At 46.4% G+C, this 16105-nt stretch carries 16 protein-coding genes and 1 pseudogene; 12 read left to right on the top strand and 5 right to left on the bottom strand.

Features of this window, described 5'->3' with window-relative positions:
• The 5 genes from uraD to UXZ23_RS07185 are packed head-to-tail and all read left to right on the top strand — an operon-like array spanning position 1 to position 3903.
• Complete coding sequence (gene uraD, locus UXZ23_RS07205; protein WP_320819940.1) at positions 1 to 528, top strand: 2-oxo-4-hydroxy-4-carboxy-5-ureidoimidazoline decarboxylase; 528 nt, start codon at positions 1 to 3, stop codon at positions 526 to 528.
• Between the two features lie 15 nt (positions 529 to 543).
• Positions 544 to 888 (top strand): hydroxyisourate hydrolase, encoded by a 345-nt coding sequence (gene uraH / locus UXZ23_RS07200; protein WP_320819939.1) that lies wholly within the window; start codon positions 544 to 546, stop codon positions 886 to 888.
• 2 nt (positions 889 to 890) lie between these two features.
• Positions 891 to 1400 (top strand): ureidoglycolate lyase, encoded by a 510-nt coding sequence (locus UXZ23_RS07195; protein WP_320819938.1) that lies wholly within the window; start codon positions 891 to 893, stop codon positions 1398 to 1400.
• Positions 1397 to 2728, top strand: coding sequence for a guanine deaminase (guaD, locus tag UXZ23_RS07190; protein WP_320819937.1), 1332 nt, complete (start codon positions 1397 to 1399; stop codon positions 2726 to 2728). The genes UXZ23_RS07195 and guaD overlap by 4 nt, the downstream gene beginning before the upstream one ends.
• Positions 2728 to 3903, top strand: a complete 1176-nt coding sequence (locus UXZ23_RS07185) for a urate hydroxylase PuuD (RefSeq protein ID WP_320819936.1) — start codon at positions 2728 to 2730, stop codon at positions 3901 to 3903. The genes guaD and UXZ23_RS07185 overlap by 1 nt, the downstream gene beginning before the upstream one ends.
• A gap of 24 nt (positions 3904 to 3927) precedes the next feature.
• Here the strand turns inward: UXZ23_RS07185 and puuE are convergent, their stop codons facing one another.
• A complete protein-coding gene (gene puuE, locus UXZ23_RS07180) occupies positions 3928 to 4827 on the bottom strand; it encodes an allantoinase PuuE (RefSeq protein ID WP_320819935.1) in 900 nt (299 codons plus the stop codon).
• Positions 4828 to 5057: 230 nt separating this feature from the next.
• Between puuE and UXZ23_RS07175 the strand changes: the two genes are divergently transcribed.
• Positions 5058 to 5891, top strand: a complete 834-nt coding sequence (locus UXZ23_RS07175; RefSeq protein ID WP_320819934.1) for a hypothetical protein — start codon at positions 5058 to 5060, stop codon at positions 5889 to 5891.
• Between the two features lie 88 nt (positions 5892 to 5979).
• Here UXZ23_RS07175 and UXZ23_RS07170 read toward each other — a convergent pair.
• Positions 5980 to 6519 (bottom strand): annotated as a pseudogene (locus UXZ23_RS07170) (aldehyde dehydrogenase family protein); the annotation flags it as partial.
• 54 nt (positions 6520 to 6573) lie between these two features.
• On the opposite strand from UXZ23_RS07170, the gene UXZ23_RS07165 reads away from it, so the two are divergent.
• Entirely contained in the window at positions 6574 to 6984 is a 411-nt protein-coding gene (locus UXZ23_RS07165) for a helix-turn-helix transcriptional regulator (protein ID WP_320819933.1), read from the top strand.
• A 286-nt stretch (positions 6985 to 7270) separates the two neighbouring features.
• Here the strand turns inward: UXZ23_RS07165 and UXZ23_RS07160 are convergent, their stop codons facing one another.
• The 3 genes from UXZ23_RS07160 to UXZ23_RS07150 form a co-directional block, all read right to left on the bottom strand.
• Positions 7271 to 7438, bottom strand: a complete 168-nt coding sequence (locus UXZ23_RS07160; protein ID WP_320819932.1) for a DUF6435 family protein — start codon at positions 7436 to 7438, stop codon at positions 7271 to 7273.
• A gap of 261 nt (positions 7439 to 7699) precedes the next feature.
• Positions 7700 to 9583, bottom strand: a complete 1884-nt coding sequence (gene gss / locus UXZ23_RS07155; protein WP_320819931.1) for a bifunctional glutathionylspermidine amidase/synthase — start codon at positions 9581 to 9583, stop codon at positions 7700 to 7702.
• A 190-nt stretch (positions 9584 to 9773) separates the two neighbouring features.
• Positions 9774 to 10439 carry a class I SAM-dependent methyltransferase gene (locus UXZ23_RS07150; protein ID WP_320819930.1) on the bottom strand — a complete coding sequence of 222 codons (666 nt, stop codon included), beginning with the start codon at positions 10437 to 10439 and terminating at the stop codon, positions 9774 to 9776.
• Positions 10440 to 10550: 111 nt separating this feature from the next.
• On the opposite strand from UXZ23_RS07150, the gene UXZ23_RS07145 reads away from it, so the two are divergent.
• From UXZ23_RS07145 to UXZ23_RS07125, 5 genes are all read left to right on the top strand, one after another.
• On the top strand, positions 10551 to 11558 hold the full coding sequence (locus tag UXZ23_RS07145) for a type I glyceraldehyde-3-phosphate dehydrogenase (RefSeq protein WP_225667164.1): 1008 nt from the start codon (positions 10551 to 10553) through the stop codon (positions 11556 to 11558).
• Positions 11559 to 11647: 89 nt separating this feature from the next.
• Positions 11648 to 12811 (top strand): phosphoglycerate kinase, encoded by a 1164-nt coding sequence (locus tag UXZ23_RS07140; RefSeq protein WP_320819929.1) that lies wholly within the window; start codon positions 11648 to 11650, stop codon positions 12809 to 12811.
• 95 nt (positions 12812 to 12906) lie between these two features.
• A complete protein-coding gene (gene fba, locus UXZ23_RS07135) occupies positions 12907 to 13971 on the top strand; it encodes a class II fructose-bisphosphate aldolase (protein WP_320819928.1) in 1065 nt (354 codons plus the stop codon).
• A gap of 282 nt (positions 13972 to 14253) precedes the next feature.
• Complete coding sequence (locus tag UXZ23_RS07130) at positions 14254 to 14781, top strand: DUF6795 domain-containing protein (RefSeq protein WP_320819927.1); 528 nt, start codon at positions 14254 to 14256, stop codon at positions 14779 to 14781.
• Positions 14774 to 15976 carry a lipase family protein gene (locus tag UXZ23_RS07125; protein WP_320819926.1) on the top strand — a complete coding sequence of 401 codons (1203 nt, stop codon included), beginning with the start codon at positions 14774 to 14776 and terminating at the stop codon, positions 15974 to 15976. The genes UXZ23_RS07130 and UXZ23_RS07125 overlap by 8 nt, the downstream gene beginning before the upstream one ends.
• Positions 15977 to 16105: the final 129 nt, after the last annotated feature.

Raw genomic sequence — 16105 nt, 5'->3', positions numbered from 1 at the left:
ATGGCGACCAAATTAACGCTCGATGAATTAAATAGCTTGCCTGATGGCGAAGCCGCGATCGCGTTGCGTCGTTGCTGCGCAGCAGAAGCTTGGGTGTTGGCATTGGTGAATGCACGGCCATTTACCTCCATCGAGCAGTTATTAAAGAAAGCCGAAGATGTGTGGTGGAATCTACATGAAGGCGATTTTATGGAAGCCTTCAGCGCCCACCCGAAAATCGGTGATGTCAGCTCGTTGCGGGCTAAGTATGCAGATACCCACGCATTAGCGGCAAACGAACAGCAGGGCGCTCATCAAGCAAACGACAGTGTGCTTGAAGCATTGGCTGCGGGAAATAAAGTCTATGAAGAGAAATTTGGTTTTATTTTTATCGTTTGTGCTACCGGTAAAAGTGCAGAAGAAATGCTGGCGTTATTACAGCAGCGTTTGCCAAATAGCCATGTGCAAGAAGTGCATAATGCTGCAGAAAATCAGGCGCTAATTACCGCCATTAGATTAAATAAACTGCTAGGCAGTAGCGCGAATTAAGGTTGGAGTAAAACGATGCAGCGAAGCCCTATTACCACTCATATTCTTGATACTAACTTAGGTAAACCAGCCGCCGATGTGACGGTGCGTTTGTGGATGGAGCGCAATGGCACTTGGGAAGCCGTCGCCGAAGCCACCACCGATCAAGATGGCCGCATTAATTATTGGTTAGGCAATCAAGAGCGTTTATGCGGTGATTACCGTATTGAATTTGAAGTTAAAGAATATTTTCAACGGCAAAAAGTGGCGACGTTATATCCGCGTGTTGATATTTATTTCACCGTGACAGATGCAAGTCAGCATTACCACATTCCTTTGCTTATTACGGCGAATGGTTATTCGACGTACAGAGGCTCTTGAGGATGCGGAAGATTGATTTATTGCCCGAGCCATTAACGGCCAGCCGTTTTGCTGAATTCGGCGACGTCATCAGTGCGAATGGAGCCTCTTATCCTATTAATGGTGGCACCACACAAAGATTTCATCGCCAAGCCACGGTAGAGCGTAATGACGGCGAGGCCATTATCAGTGTATTTCAGGCGCAACCGCGCAGCCTGCCTATGAAGATTACTATGATGGAACGTCATCCGCTCGGTAGTCAGGCATTTTTACCTAGTGACGATCAACCGTATTTGGTTTTGGTGTGCTTAGGTGACAATGCGCCGGATCCAGATACTTTGCGCCTATTTAGTGTTCAGGGGCAGGGTATTAATTACCATGCAGGCACTTGGCACTATCCGTTATTGTCGTTAGAGAATGTGCGTAATTTTTGGATCGTAGACCGTATAGGGCACGGCAATAACTTAGACGAAAACCCTTTCAGCGATGATGTTGAAATTACTATTAGCGAATACAGGAGTCATTCTGAATGACCTTGCAGGCACACTGCGCCGCAGTTTTGCATTACACCGCCTCTTCATCTGCAGATTTATTATCTACACATGCTTTTCAGCCACATTATTTTCCCGATGGCGCTTTAGTTATTGATACCGATAGCGGGCGCGTTGTTGCGTGTGGTGATGCAGAATCGGTATTAGCAAATTATCCGGGTATTGAGATTCAGACCTACGACAATGCCTTGATTATGCCGGGCATGATCGACACTCATATTCATTATCCGCAAGTGGATGTCATCGCTTCGTATGGCGAACAATTACTCGATTGGTTAAACAATTACACCTTTCCCGCTGAGCAGGCGTTTGCTGATGAGCAATACGCCGCGGCTACCGCCGACTTCTTTTTGGACGAACTTGCCCGCAATGGCACAACCACGGCGCTCGTTTTTGGCACCGTACATCCACAGTCGGTGGACGCTTTCTTTAGCGCCAGTCACCAACGCAATATGCGTATGATCTGCGGTAAAGTGATGATGGATCGCAATGCGCCGCATGCATTGTGTGATACGGCTGAGAGCAGTCTTACGCAGTCGCGAGAACTTATAGAGCGCTGGCATGGTAAAGGTCGCCAACAGTATGCCGTAACCCCGCGCTTTGCGATTACGTCGACGCGCGAGCAATTGGACGTTGCTGGGCAACTTTTAACAGAATATCCGACCGTCACCTTGCAAACTCACTTAGCTGAAAATCTCGACGAAATTGCTTTTGTTGAAGAGCTATTCCCCGAACGCGCCAACTATCTTGATGTGTATGATTATTATGGTTTATTAGGGCCGCGCAGTGTTTTTGCGCATGGGGTACATCTTACCGATACCGATTATCAACGATTGAGTGAAAGCGGTAGCCACCTTGCCTTTTGTCCAACGTCGAATTTGTTTTTAGGCAGCGGTTTATTTCGCTTACATAAACAGCCGCATCCAGTCAGTGTTGGCTTAGCCTCTGATGTCGGTGGTGGCACGAGTATGTCGATGCTGCAGACATTGAGCGAAGCGTACAAAATTTGCCAGTTAAATGGCACCAGCCTGAGCGCACATGAAGCTTTTTATCGGGTAACTCAAGGCAATGCCCAGGTGCTCGGGTTAGATCACTGTATTGGTAGTTTTAATTCAGGTAACGAAGCGGATTTTATCGTTCTTGATCTAAATGCCACGCCATTAATGCAGCGCCGACAAAGTACCTGTCACACCTTAGAAGAACGCTTATTTGCTTTAATGGTACTAGGCGATGATCGAGCCATTGCCGTTACATTCGTTGCAGGCCAATGCCTGTACCGAAAAGTTAGCAATAAGGAGTTGTCGAACTAATGGAAGCATATATCTTCGAATGGCTGAGTTTGTTTTTTCGTTGGTTTCACGTCATTGCCGGTATCGCTTGGATTGGTGCTTCTTTTTACTTTATTTGGCTCGATTTAAGTTTGCGCGAACCGCCGGAGTGGAAAAAAGAAAAGGGGATTAAAGGTGATTTGTGGGCAATTCACGGTGGCGGCTTTTATGAAGTCGCTAAGTACCAGCTTGGTCCACAAACTATGCCGAAGAAACTCCATTGGTTTAAATGGGAAGCCTACACTACTTGGTTAACGGGTTTTTCTTTGTTAGCCATTATCTATTACTGGGGTGCTAATCAATACTTATTAGATCCGCAAAAGATGGTACTAACACAGGTTCAAGGTATCGGCATAAGCCTTGGGTTTCTACTCGCTGGCGTCGGTATTTACGAAGCGATGTTACGCAGTGCCTTGCGACATTGGCCACGAGTGTTTGGCGCGATTCTATTCTCACTGTTGGTATTTTCGGCTTGGGCGCTTGATCAGATATTCAGCGATCGTGCTGCCTATCTGCATATCGGTGCTTTAATCGGCACGATTATGGTCGGTAATGTGAAACTCGGCATTATGCCTGCCCAGTGCGAACTTGTGCGCGCAGTGGAAGCGGGGGAGGTTCCGAATGCCGAATATGCGGCGTTCGCTAAGCTGCGTTCTACGCACAATAACTATTTCACATTGCCTTTGATCTTTTTAATGATCAGCAATCACTATCCTATGACTTACGGCCATGAATACCCTTGGTTAGTGCTGGCAGCAATTGGTGGCTTGGCTGCATTTGTTCGTCATTACTTTAATTTAAAACATCAAGATCAACATAAACCATGGATTTTAGTCGTTGGCATAATTGGTTTGCTGTTAGTTGCTGCGTGGATGACACCTATGCATTTGCGCCAAGCGTCGAATGCTGCCGTTATTAACGATACTCAAGCGTTAGCGTTAGTTCAGGTGCATTGCGTCGGTTGCCACGCGGATGTGCCGACACAAGCGGGATTTGCTACGGCTCCCGCTGGCATCGTATTAGCCCACGTCGAGCAGTTGAAGCAATTTAGTCCGCGAATTGTTACGGCCTTGCAAACTGGTTATATGCCGTTGGGTAATATGAAGGGTATGACTGAGAAAGAGCGTTCAGAATTAATTCAGTGGCTAACACGTTAGCCCTGGATTAATTCTTTTTTGAAATTATTTTGCTGGAAAGTGTGTGTGCCAGTGACGAGCAATATCAGCGCGGGTACACACCCAAACGTCGCTATGCTGTTGTACATAATCAAGAAAGCGCGCCAGTGCTGCAGCACGTCCGGGGCGACCAACTAAACGACAATGTAAACCAATGCTTAACATGGCCGGAGCACTTTCGCCTTCGGCATACAGCACATCGAAACTATCTTTTAAATAGCTAAAAAACTGGTCGCCACTGTTAAACCCTTGGGCACTTGCAAAACGCATATCGTTGGCATCGAGCGTGTAGGGCACGATTAAGTGTGGCTTACCGTTTTCTTCTACCCAGTAAGGCAGTTCATCGGCATAGCTATCGGCGTCGTATAAAAAATTATGCTCGCATACTAAGCGGCGAGTATTTGGACTCATGCGTCCGGTGTACCAGCCTTCGGGAGCTTTGCCGGTAACACGAGTATGAATTTCAATCGCCTGACGTATATGCTCGCGCTCGACGTCTTCGCTAATGTATTGGTAATCGATCCAACGGAGGCCATGACTGGCGATTTCCCAGTTGGCATCCAGCATGGCTTGCACGGCATCTGGATTTCGCTCTAGCGCCATGGCAACACCAAATACCGTCGTTGGCATGTTGCGTTCGCTGAACATTTTATGCAAACGCCAAAATCCTTTACGACTGCCGTATTCGTAAATAGATTCCATATTCATATGGCGCACGCCAATAAGCGCTTGGGCACCGACGATTTCGGATAAAAAGGCTTCGGAGGCGAGATCTCCATGCAAAATACAGTTCTCACCGCCTTCTTCATAATTAATAACAAATTGCACGGCAATACGTGCTTTATTCGGCCATTGCGGATGAGGTGGTTGGCTGCCATAGCCAATCATGTCGCGGGGATAATTCATAACATTACTCAACTGTATCTGCGTTAAGTTACCACTAAAATGTTAACTTATTGCTTAATAATCATAGTGTTAGTCTAGTCGTTACGCACCCACCTGCCCAGCGCTAACGGCGGCATTGGCAGCTTTAAAACATGAGTGAAAAGTTTTCATCGTCGGCAGTGAAATAACTCACTTTCTTACTATAAAAGTCGGCATATGATGGCCGCCTTTTTATCACTGCCATTTTAATCATGCGTTTTTTATCATTTGATGCTTTACGTACCTTGCACCTTAGTGGCGTATCTTATATTAAACCTGAACAGATGCTGGCTGAGGCTGAAACCATTAAAGCAGCAGATGGTGTTTTATTTCCACAATTTTGGCAAATAAATCCATTAATTTATGGTTTAAAAACTCGAATTTTTCCTAGCCCCGCCAGTTACTATATCGGTCATGACAAAGTCGAGATGACTCGGTGTTTTCAGCTATTAGCGCCTGAGCACGTTCCGTACACCCTGATTGAACCTAACACCCCAGAAGCCGCCGCCAGCGTTTGGGCGAAAATGCCGAGTCCTTTTGTTGCTAAAATCCCTAAAAGCAGTATGGGCGATGGTGTTTTTCTTATTGAAACACAAAAAGATTGGCAGGCTTATTTAGCTATTTCTCCCGTTATTTATGCACAAGAATATTTACCCATTGATCGTGATCTGCGCATCGTGTGGGTGGGCGATAAGATTGTTGGTGGTTATTGGCGCATGCAAGCTGAGCAAGGTTTTTATAATAACATTGCAAAGGGCGGTAGCGTTGAGTCTGGGATTTTGCCGCCAGAAGCCTGTGCATTGGTTGAACGATTAGCGCTAGGGTTAGGTATAGATCACGGCGGATTTGATATTGCTATGATAGGTCACTATCCGTATGTGTTTGAATTTAATCGTATTTTTGGCAATCAAGGCTTGGCGGGTAAGCAGCAAACGATTGATGATGCGATTATGGAATACCTAGGTCGAGTTTGGTCGGATGACGAACCGGATAACCCTCTTTCACCCATGACGCCAGATTGGCCAGAGCAGCCGGAGGCTATGTAAGTTAAGTAGAAGGGAGGCCAAAAAAAGGGGCGTCGAAATCGACGCCCAAAGGAGAGTATCACTCTCAGACAAAGCTCAAAGGAGGTGTCTAGAAAAAGCCCAAAGGACTGGTGCTGTAACTCACCAACAAGTTCTTAGTCTGCTGATAATGCTCTAACGCGATCTTGTGAGTTTCGCGGCCGATACCTGACTTTTTGTAACCGCCAAATGCGGCGTGAGCAGGATAGGCGTGATAGCAGTTGGTCCACACTCGACCGGCCTGAATATTACGGCCCATGCGATAGGCGCGGTTCATATCACGAGTCCACACACCTGCACCCAAACCAAACTCTGTATCGTTGGCAATCGCCAGCGCTTCAGCTTCATCTTTAAAGGTTGTCACACTAATTACCGGGCCAAAAATTTCTTCTTGGAAGACGCGCATTTTATTGTCGCCTTTGAAGATAGTCGGCTGAATGTAGTAACCCGTTTGTAAGTCACCGCCTAAAGATGCGGCGGCACCACCAATCAAAATTTCTGCGCCTTCGTTTTTACCGATGTCGATATAGCTCATGATACGGTCGTACTGTTCTTTCGACGCTTGAGCGCCGACTTGAGTCTCAGTATCTAGCGGGTTGCCACGCAGCACTTACTTGAGCGTATTGTCGGCAGCATTGTCGATGCCGAAGAAGATCGCGATTTAGTGCTGGAATTTGGCGTTAACGAATTGGTTGCGCGTATGTTTCGCCAGCAAGGCCGGGGATTTTTATTACAGTGCGCACAAGAGAATCCTAACCAGTCGGGGCTAGTAAACGTGATTTCGCATGTTGAACAGTGCTTGGCGGAAACCATTGATATTGACCAGCTGGCGCGCATTGCTTGCATGTCGCGTAGTAAGTTGTACCAGCAATTTAAACATTGCTTTGGGTGCGGCCCGATGGAATATATTCAGCAACGACGGTTGGAAAAAGCCTGCGATTTAATTCGCAAAGGCAACAGCATTACGCAAACCTGCTACGACGTTGGCTACAGTAATCCAAGCCATTTTTCACGTCTCTTCCATCAACAATATGGTATGTCTCCCAGAGAATATGCGGCGCGTAGTTGGGTGTAAGGCAATATCGAATTATGAAAAAAATTCCTCTTTGGTTTTGAAGACGATAAATCGATTTCTTTCGGATTGGCTGTTTTTCCTCTTCATGAAAAATATTCCTTTCCATTTGAACAGGGATTAGCTTTATATGGATTATTTGATAATAAATTTTCTTGTGAATTATCCCTCGTATTTTCCGACAAAATCTCTCCTTGATGATTTTTCCTTAATTTAAATTCATTGGCATAATAAAAGGTTATCGTATTAGATTTCCGCCTATACTTTTTATGACTATGGATAAATTTTTTTATTTTTGAAGTTCTTGGATCTTTTTATACAGCTCTTCAGCTTCATAGGTTAATTGAGAATATCCTTTTATGTCACCATTCCGTTGTGCGAGCATGGCTTCTTGTAGTTTCGCCAAACGCTGTTTGGTTAGTTTTTTGATGGGGTCACTTTTAAACATCGAAAACATGGTCAGATTCCTTAATTTTCTATGACTGTACAAGCTCATATAATTTGAATGTTAATGTAGCAATTGAAGAGTAGAAACTGCTAAGCGAGGAAAAGTTCGTAATTACATGCAGTATTTTGATCCTTTGGCTTAACCTGTATCGAACTTCATTTTAATCTTTAACGCAACCTCAAGTTTACATCTCAATCAGTATATAAGCTAAGCAATCACGACCGCTGTTTGCCGGTCGCGGCTGTTATGAATGTGGTTATGCGGTGATCGTTAATGATCTTCGATAACTCGCAAGGTCATTAAGTCGCTGTCTTTGGTAATGACCAGCGTTGGATCAACCCGCAAGCAACTACCGGCATAATGTCCCGCGACAGAGAAGGTGCAGACCTGCGAGCGGTAGCCTTCAATATCAGGAAGTTTCCAGAGCGCTTGATAGATCTGATCTTGATGCGAAAAGCGTCCTTCAGTTTCTTCCATCAAGGCATCTTTGCCATCGTATAGGCTGATGTTAAATCCACAGCGCCCGGCAATCGGTTTACTTACATAGCCACGAGTTTTTAACGAATCGTTCAATACTAGCGACGATTCCAATAAATAGGGATGCTCAGGAAACAGCATCCACAACACAGGTAAAATCGCTTTATTGCTAGGAATTAACGTCCAAAGTGGCTCGTAAACCATCACTCCTTGGCGTAATAGTACGTCCACTAAACGAGGTGCGGCGTCGCGTGGAACATCGGTTTTATACTCGCGCAGACGTTGTTCATCGTCGTCGCATTCGGCACGGATTTGATCGAGCGCAGTTTCCCATGCCCAGGTCTTCCAAACCCAACGAATTTTTACTCCGTCAGCATCCACCACATCGCCATCAGCATCCCAGCGTAAACCACTGACACCCATAATAACTTTGCAGTCGAGATTCGCTTTTTCCATAACGCGCTTCATAAACAGGGCATGGTAATTTTCTTCTAAATCGGAGTCTTGCATGATGTGAATCACGCCTTTAACCGTGCTGTTTTTCCATGCTTCGATTAATTCATCCACCAAGTCTGTGGCCGAACTTTCGCCTTCATGACAGCCGTAATGTTTGGCCCATTTTTCCTGTACGATGCCAGCTTCCATATAGCAAGAGGCGGAATCGCAGTTGTATTCGTACACCTTAATGCCGTTGGCCGACATACTAAAATCAAACCGCCCAGTGATCATTTCATTGCGACGATTATCCCAAGATTGCTGGATCTTCGGCCATAAGGCCGGCGGAATATTGAAGCTCGACAGCAAGTCGGGGTTTTGCAGTACATAATCGGTAGCGTGCATAAATAAGGCATGTAATTCGTTGGTGGCGCGTTTTAGTTCGCGCTCAGCGGTTTCGGTCATCACCATGTATTTATAATCATCGTCTGGCAGGCTGGCCAGTTTATGACCGCCCATCATGGCGACAAAGGCTTCTTCGGCGGGGTTGGCGATATTCAACCAAGCACGAGCCGCTTGGCCTTTGTTGGTGACCTTGCGCAGCTGTAAATCGAATTGAGCAGGCGCGTCTGGTTCAATGTTTTCTGCATGCTGCTCTTCGTCGGTTTGTATCACCCAGCCTAAAATGGATGCATCACCATAGGAGCAGCGTAACCAATAGCCGCCATCGTCGCTGGTACGAGCATCTAATATGCGCGAGTAGTCTTGGCCTTTGGGCCACACTTGATGACTAACATTTTGCTCAACGATATATAGGCGATTGGGCAGCACCTTAGTGACTATGGCCACATGACCGGTGACTTCAAATTCGCCACCCTCATTCCAAATCAATAGTGCCCCTACTTCTGGATGACGGATGGAGCCATTACGAAACGATTTCAGCGGCAAGCGAGATTCATCAGATATTTTGCGAACCGTTGTTAGGCGAAAAATATCGTAAGCCATAGCCACATCGTCAAAGGTGTAGCCCTTATTGATATACAACCAACGACGTGCAAATTCGACGCACTGCCACTTGTAGCCCATAAAAATACCGTCCACATAACTGCGGTACGCATGGCGATTGGGAAGCTCGGTATCGTCGGCAGAATTGTAATCGGATGAATAGACCGGCACATCGCCTAGGGCCATGCCCAACAGGGTGCCAAAGGGAGCAACCGGTTTTGGTGATTCTGCAGTCATGAGGAAAATCCCTGCACAGGAAGTGCTTAATAGGGGCGAATAAGGACGATAAAATACTCGTTTGATGCTAGCAATATAGATCCAGAAAAACAGAGTCGCAAGGGGCTTTGAATGTTAATCAAGGAGCAAAAATGTAACCGTACATCTCAAAAAATCAGTAGTAATTCGATGAGTTATTATTGACTAGTGTCTATGCCTGAAAAATCACCACCCGATTATCATCCTGCCAAACCGGCGTTAACCCATAGCGCTCTGCAATATAACTAATCGTTTTATCGTGCATAAACACCACATGCGTTGGATCTCGGGTGTAATGCCAGTTGGCAAATTGCTGTTCGGTTTTCCAACGGCTGGTCATTAACGCTAAATAGCCGTTCGGCGCTAGCATTTCCGTTAATTTCGTTAGCTCTTGCGCAGGCTGGTGAAAGTGCTCGAAGCATTCTGTTGCTGTGATGACATCGTATTGCGGTTTTAGCTGAATATCTGCAAAGAAAGGATCATAGTTATCGCAAGCAATGCCTTCACGCTCTAGCAAGATACTTAATGTTGGCCCTGGGCCACAGCCGTAGTCGAGCGCTTGCAAGTGAGTTTTTTGCTCATCGGGAATCAGCGCCAACAGCGGCTTAGTTACGTTTTGCAGAAAACGTACATAGCCATCGTCTTCAATATTGTTCTCGTGCGTTGCGTAATAGGCCTTCTCCTCGTCGGTTGTTAGGTAATCTGCGAGATCTACAAAGGCGAGGTAGCAGGCAGGGCAGGCGAAGTAGCCTCTCTTGTCGGAGGTACGTATCGGCGCTAGACCATTTTCCTCACTGCAAAGAGGGCAGGTGGGGCCAATGTGGGTGGCTATATTCATAACAGGCCTTAATTAGGGGGAATACGATTGTAGCGCTTTTGCCTCTGCCGTCTAAATCCGCGACAATAGCGGGCTTACTACTTTTCTAACGATCTTCAGGTTTCGGATGTTATGACCACGCGCATTGCTATTAACGGATTTGGTCGTATCGGGCGCTGCGTTTTGCGTGCCTTGTATGAAAATGGTTATCGCGAAGATCTGCAAGTGGTTGCTATTAATGAACTCGCAGATATTGAATCGCTCAGTTACATGCTGCGCTACGACAGCACTCACGGTCGTTTTTATGGCCCGGTAACGATTGCTGATCCGCAGCACCTGTTGGTCAATGGCGATAAAATCCGGGTGCGTCATCAGCAAGATCCTAGCAATTTAGATTGGGCGGAACTCGGCGTTGATCTGGTGCTGGAATGCAGTGGCCAGATTCGTTCACGCGAAGATGCCGAGCTGCACTTAGAACGCGGTGCGGGCAAAGTACTTATCTCTAACCCAGCCGATAGCGCCGTTGATAACACCATTATTTTTGGTCTTAACCACGACTTGATTACACCGGCCGACCGCATTGTTTCCAACGGGTCGTGTTCTACCAATGCGCTGATTCCGATTCTTACCTTGCTCGATGAGGCATTTGGTATTCAAGCAGGTGTTACCACCACGATTCACTCGGCCATGAACGATCAACCTGTAATTGATGCCTATCATTCGGATCTGCGCCGCACTCGCTCAGCGGTGCAAAGTATCATTCCGGTCGATACTGGCTTATCCCTCGGGATTGAGCGTTTGATGCCACAACTGGCAGGCAAAATCGAGTGTCTGCATTTGCGCGTACCAACGGTGAATGTGTCGGCTTTGGATATCAGTCTTCAATTGAACAAAAAGACCAGCTCACAAGCGGTCAATGAACTGCTACAATCCGCCGCCGAAGGCGAGTTCGCTGCGATTATGGGTTTAACCCGTGAAGCCCATGCGTCCATCGATTTTAACCACGATCCTCGTTCAGCCATTGTCGATGCCACGCAAACGCGGGTGAGCGGCGGCCATTTGCTGAAATTGCTGGTGTGGTTTGATAACGAATGGGGTTTTGCAAATCGTATGCTCGATACCGCGATGTGCCTGCGCTAAGCGCTAAGATTTCTATATTCGTGTTCGTGTAACGTGCTCTTGATGAGGGCATTGTGCGGACGATACTGAGTTGTTACAGAGGATAAACGATGGCTGTTTTAAAGATGACTGAACTGGATTTGGCTGGCAAGCGCGTATTGATTCGCGAAGACCTTAACGTTCCAGTTAAAGATGGCAAAGTAACTTCTGATGCGCGTATTCGTGCATCTTTACCAACCATTCAGCATGCTTTAGCTGCCGGTGCCAAAGTGATTGTTATGTCTCACCTCGGTCGTCCTGAAGAAGGCGTTTATGACGAAGAATCCTCCATGAAGCCAGTTGCTGCGCACCTTGGCGAATTGTTGGGTCGTGACGTTAAAGTAATCCGCGACTTCCGCGCAGGCGTTGAAGTGGCCGCTGGCGAAATGGTACTGCTAGAAAACGTGCGCTTTAACAACGGCGAGAAGAAAGACACCGACGAGTTATCTCAAGCCTACGCGGCGTTGTGCGATATTTTTGTGATGGATGCTTTCGGTACTGCGCACCGCGCTCAAGCTTCTACTCATGGTGTGGCTAAGTTTGCACCAATCGCATGTGCTGGCCCTTTGCTCGCGGCAGAATTGGAAGCACTGGGCAAAGCGTTGGATAAACCAGCTCGTCCGTTGGTGGCTATCGTCGGTGGTTCTAAGGTTTCAACTAAGTTGGAAGTATTAGAAAGCTTGTCTGATATTTGCGATCAAATCATTGTTGGTGGCGGTATCGCCAATACCTTCCTTGCTGCTGCGGGCAACAACGTCGGTAAATCTTTGTGTGAAGATGATCTGATTCCTGCGGCTAAAAAGCTGATGGAAAAAGTCTCTATCCCAGTACCAACCGACGTTGTGTGCGGTAAAGAATTTTCGGAAAGCGCAGTGGCGACGTTGAAGAATGCAGCGGATGTCGAAGCCGACGACATGATCTTCGATATTGGCCCTGATTCAGCCAAAGCGCTTGCCGAGCGGTTGAAGGGTGCTAAAACCATTATTTGGAACGGCCCAGTAGGCGTGTTCGAATTCGATCAGTTTGGCGAAGGCACCAAAGCCTTGGCATTAGCCATTGCCGAATCAGATGCGTTCTCAATTGCGGGCGGTGGTGATACGCTAGCAGCCGTGGATAAATACGACATCGCTGATAAGGTTTCTTACATCTCAACCGGTGGTGGTGCTTTCCTAGAATTCGTAGAAGGCAAAGTGTTACCTGCTGTGGCGATTCTGGAAGAACGCGCGAAAAAGTAAGCGTAAAGCAAGATTCAAAAGGCCGGAGATCCCGGCCAAACTTTTTTTAAAATAGCCGCTCGTACTGAACGGCGATAAAAATTTGAGGAGCTATCATGGCACTTATCAGCATGCGTCAGATGCTAGACCACGCCGCCGAATTTGGTTACGGCGTACCAGCATTTAACGTAAACAACCTAGAGCAAATGCGAGCCATCATGGAAGCGGCGGACAAGACCGATTCTCCGGTGATCGTTCAGGCTTCTGCTGGTGCTCGCAAATACGCGGGTGCTCCATTCTTGCGTCACCTGATTCTGGCTGCAATCGAAGAGTTCCCACATATCCCAGTGTGTATGCACCAAGATCATGGTACTTCGCCGACGGTATGTCAGCGTTCTATCCAATTGGGCTTTAGCTCAGTGATGATGGATGGTTCATTAGGTACTGATGGTAAAACACCAACGACCTATGAATACAACGTTGAAGTGACTAAGCGTACTGTTGAAATGGCGCACGCTTGCGGCGTATCGGTTGAAGGCGAGCTGGGCTGTTTGGGTTCTTTAGAAACTGGCCAAGCCGGTGAAGAAGATGGCATTGGTGCTGATTGCGTACTAAGCCATGATCAAATGCTGACAGACCCTGAAGAAGCAGCTGACTTTGTTAAGCAAACGGGTGTTGATGCGTTAGCGATTGCTTGTGGCACTTCTCACGGCGCTTATAAGTTTTCTCGTCCACCGACAGATGACATCCTAGCGATTGACCGTATTAAAGCGATTCACCAGCGTATTCCTGGTACTCACTTGGTAATGCATGGTTCATCTTCTGTTCCACAAGAATGGTTGGCGATTATCAACGAATTTGGCGGTGAAATCCCAGAGACTTACGGTGTGCCAGTTGAGCAAATCGTAGAAGGCATCAAGTACGGCGTGCGTAAAGTAAACATCGATACCGATTTGCGTTTGGCATCTACTGGTGCGATTCGTCGCTTCTTGGCAGAAAACCCAAGCGAATTCGACCCACGTAAGTATTTCTCTGCATCGGTTAAAGCCATGACTGAAATCTGTGTTGCACGTTACGAAGCGTTCGGTACCGCGGGTAATGCGTCTAAGATTAAAGCCTTGTCTTTAGATGATATGTTCGCACGCTATGAGCGCGGTGAGCTGGCTGCAAAAATCGTTTAATAAAAACAACGTTTGTTAGCTGAATAAAAGAACCGCCGCAAGGCGGTTTTTTTATGGGTGGCGATTTTAAAGTTTCACAATGTGGTTTTAATATGCGATGGATCTAATAAAATAGAATGAGTCAGAATTCTAGATTATTAAAGGTTTTAATTGGTGCGGCGAAATCAGTCTAATTGAATGTCGATACTGGCACTTTCATAATGCAAGAAAGTAAGTTGATGTATTGATACTCCTCTGACAAACTCGTTGAATTCCACATAACAATCATAAAGCGGATTACGGATGATCAATAATCGCTATACATCCTTGCTTGTGTTTCTAACACTCTCGCTTTCTGCGTCAGGAGCTTTGTCGATGTCGTTGTTCGAGCCTAAAAAAGTCTGTCTATTTTCTGCCATATCCGGCGTTATTACTTTAAATGGCGAGCCCGCTAAAGGTGCTCAAGTAAAACGTATTGTCGAAAAATTTTATTCATCAGGTCATAACACCGATGAAACAATGACCGATGATAATGGCTACTTTGAATTACCCGCGGTATTTGATCAAAGCTTTTTAGGCAAGTTTTTACCGGGTGAGTTTTCGATTCCTCAGCAGATTTTTGTTACGTATGGAGGCGAGGAGTACCCGGTTTGGCAGGGCGTGAAGCGCACGATAGAAGAGAATGCTGAATCGCGAGGAAAGCCTCTTCAAGTCGATTGTATGCTAGGTATTGAGCACAATGTAATCTGGGTAAATGGCGGCGCTTATGTAACGCAATGCACATGGAGTGTTGAGGCGGATAAAATCGTGACGGGATTCGAAAATGAATGACTCAATAGTTAAGCCTATTCAGGCTGCTTTATTTGCTAAAAACATATACGTTTTGGTCGATATTCCACTTCCTGATCTTGCGTATACACTTGTAAAGTCTACGTTCAAAGATGAGCTAGAAATCACTGAAAAATCATTCACCTCCGCCAAAACCGGCGGCCCCGGCTTTATTAAATCAACAACCGCATTTGGCTTGATGGCTTTTGGTAAGGGCGCATACGAAGGTCATGCATTTGTTATTTTACGCGGCACCAAGAAAACCTTTCCTGCCGATTGGCTGACGAATTTCAATCTAGCCACATCGCGCTCTACTCGTGGGCAATTAGTCCATGATGGCTTTAATCAAGCGTTCTCGTCGATAAGTGATCAATTAGAGAAATTTATTACGGATTTTGCCAGCCGTGGCATCACAACGGTTCACTGTATCGGCCATAGTTTGGGAGGTGGGTTGGCCACCTTGTGTGCAGAATTTTTAGAGGCCAAAACGAGACTCAAACCCTACTTATATACGTTCGGTGCTCCAAGGGTGGGGATGGCGCCTTTCGCGACCAGCCTTACTAACTCATTAAGTTATGAACGTATGTACCGGATTTATCATCGCACTGACATCGTTCCCTGTGTGCCATTTTGGCCTTTTGTACATGCGCCTCTGCAAGAGAAAGAGGAGGTTTATGATTATTTTCAACCGAGTCCTGGATCGTTTCCAGCCATAAAAATGCATGATATGGCTGAGTATCTCAAAACGATCGGCAAGCAAGGTTGGTCGGAACTTAGGGGCAAGCGTAACGAGCATTTTGGTGAGCAAGGTATAAATCGTTGGCTCAATGATAAAGCCTCGGTCAGTTTCCATGTAACCAACTTAGAATGGCTCGATAAAGCAATTAGCTATGTGGTCGGAAAATGTTTAAAAGCGATAGGCATGGCAATGTCGAATGCCTTCTCGGCGACATTCACCCTGATGGATCGTCTTGCTTATATTTTGCTTAAAGGCATCAATTTAGCGACGGATATCTCCGGCTTAGTACTCAATTTGCTTCGCAAAATGATGTCCATGTTAGGCATGAAACCTATCTTAGAAAAAGCCGATGCTACCCATGCCTTTATTACACGGATATTCCAGCAGATGTCTGCTCGGGTCGGTGCGTACTGCCAACGCGCATTGGACCGCGTATTAGTGAATGGGCAAGGGATGTAACGTCATTCTAAAAACTAGTAACACCAGTCCAGCTTCTACTGCTTACACACTGGCTTGATATTGTCATTCTGGTATTTGTGAGCAGCAAGCAGCCAGTGTTATCGTTCATTGATAACAATAACAATGGAT

It is taken from the genome of Thalassolituus sp., from assembly GCF_034111725.1.
Classification (GTDB): domain Bacteria; phylum Pseudomonadota; class Gammaproteobacteria; order Pseudomonadales; family Oceanobacteraceae; genus Thalassolituus.
The sequence above is the reverse complement of the archived record's forward strand: the minus strand, read 5'-3'. Positions and strand labels throughout refer to the sequence as shown.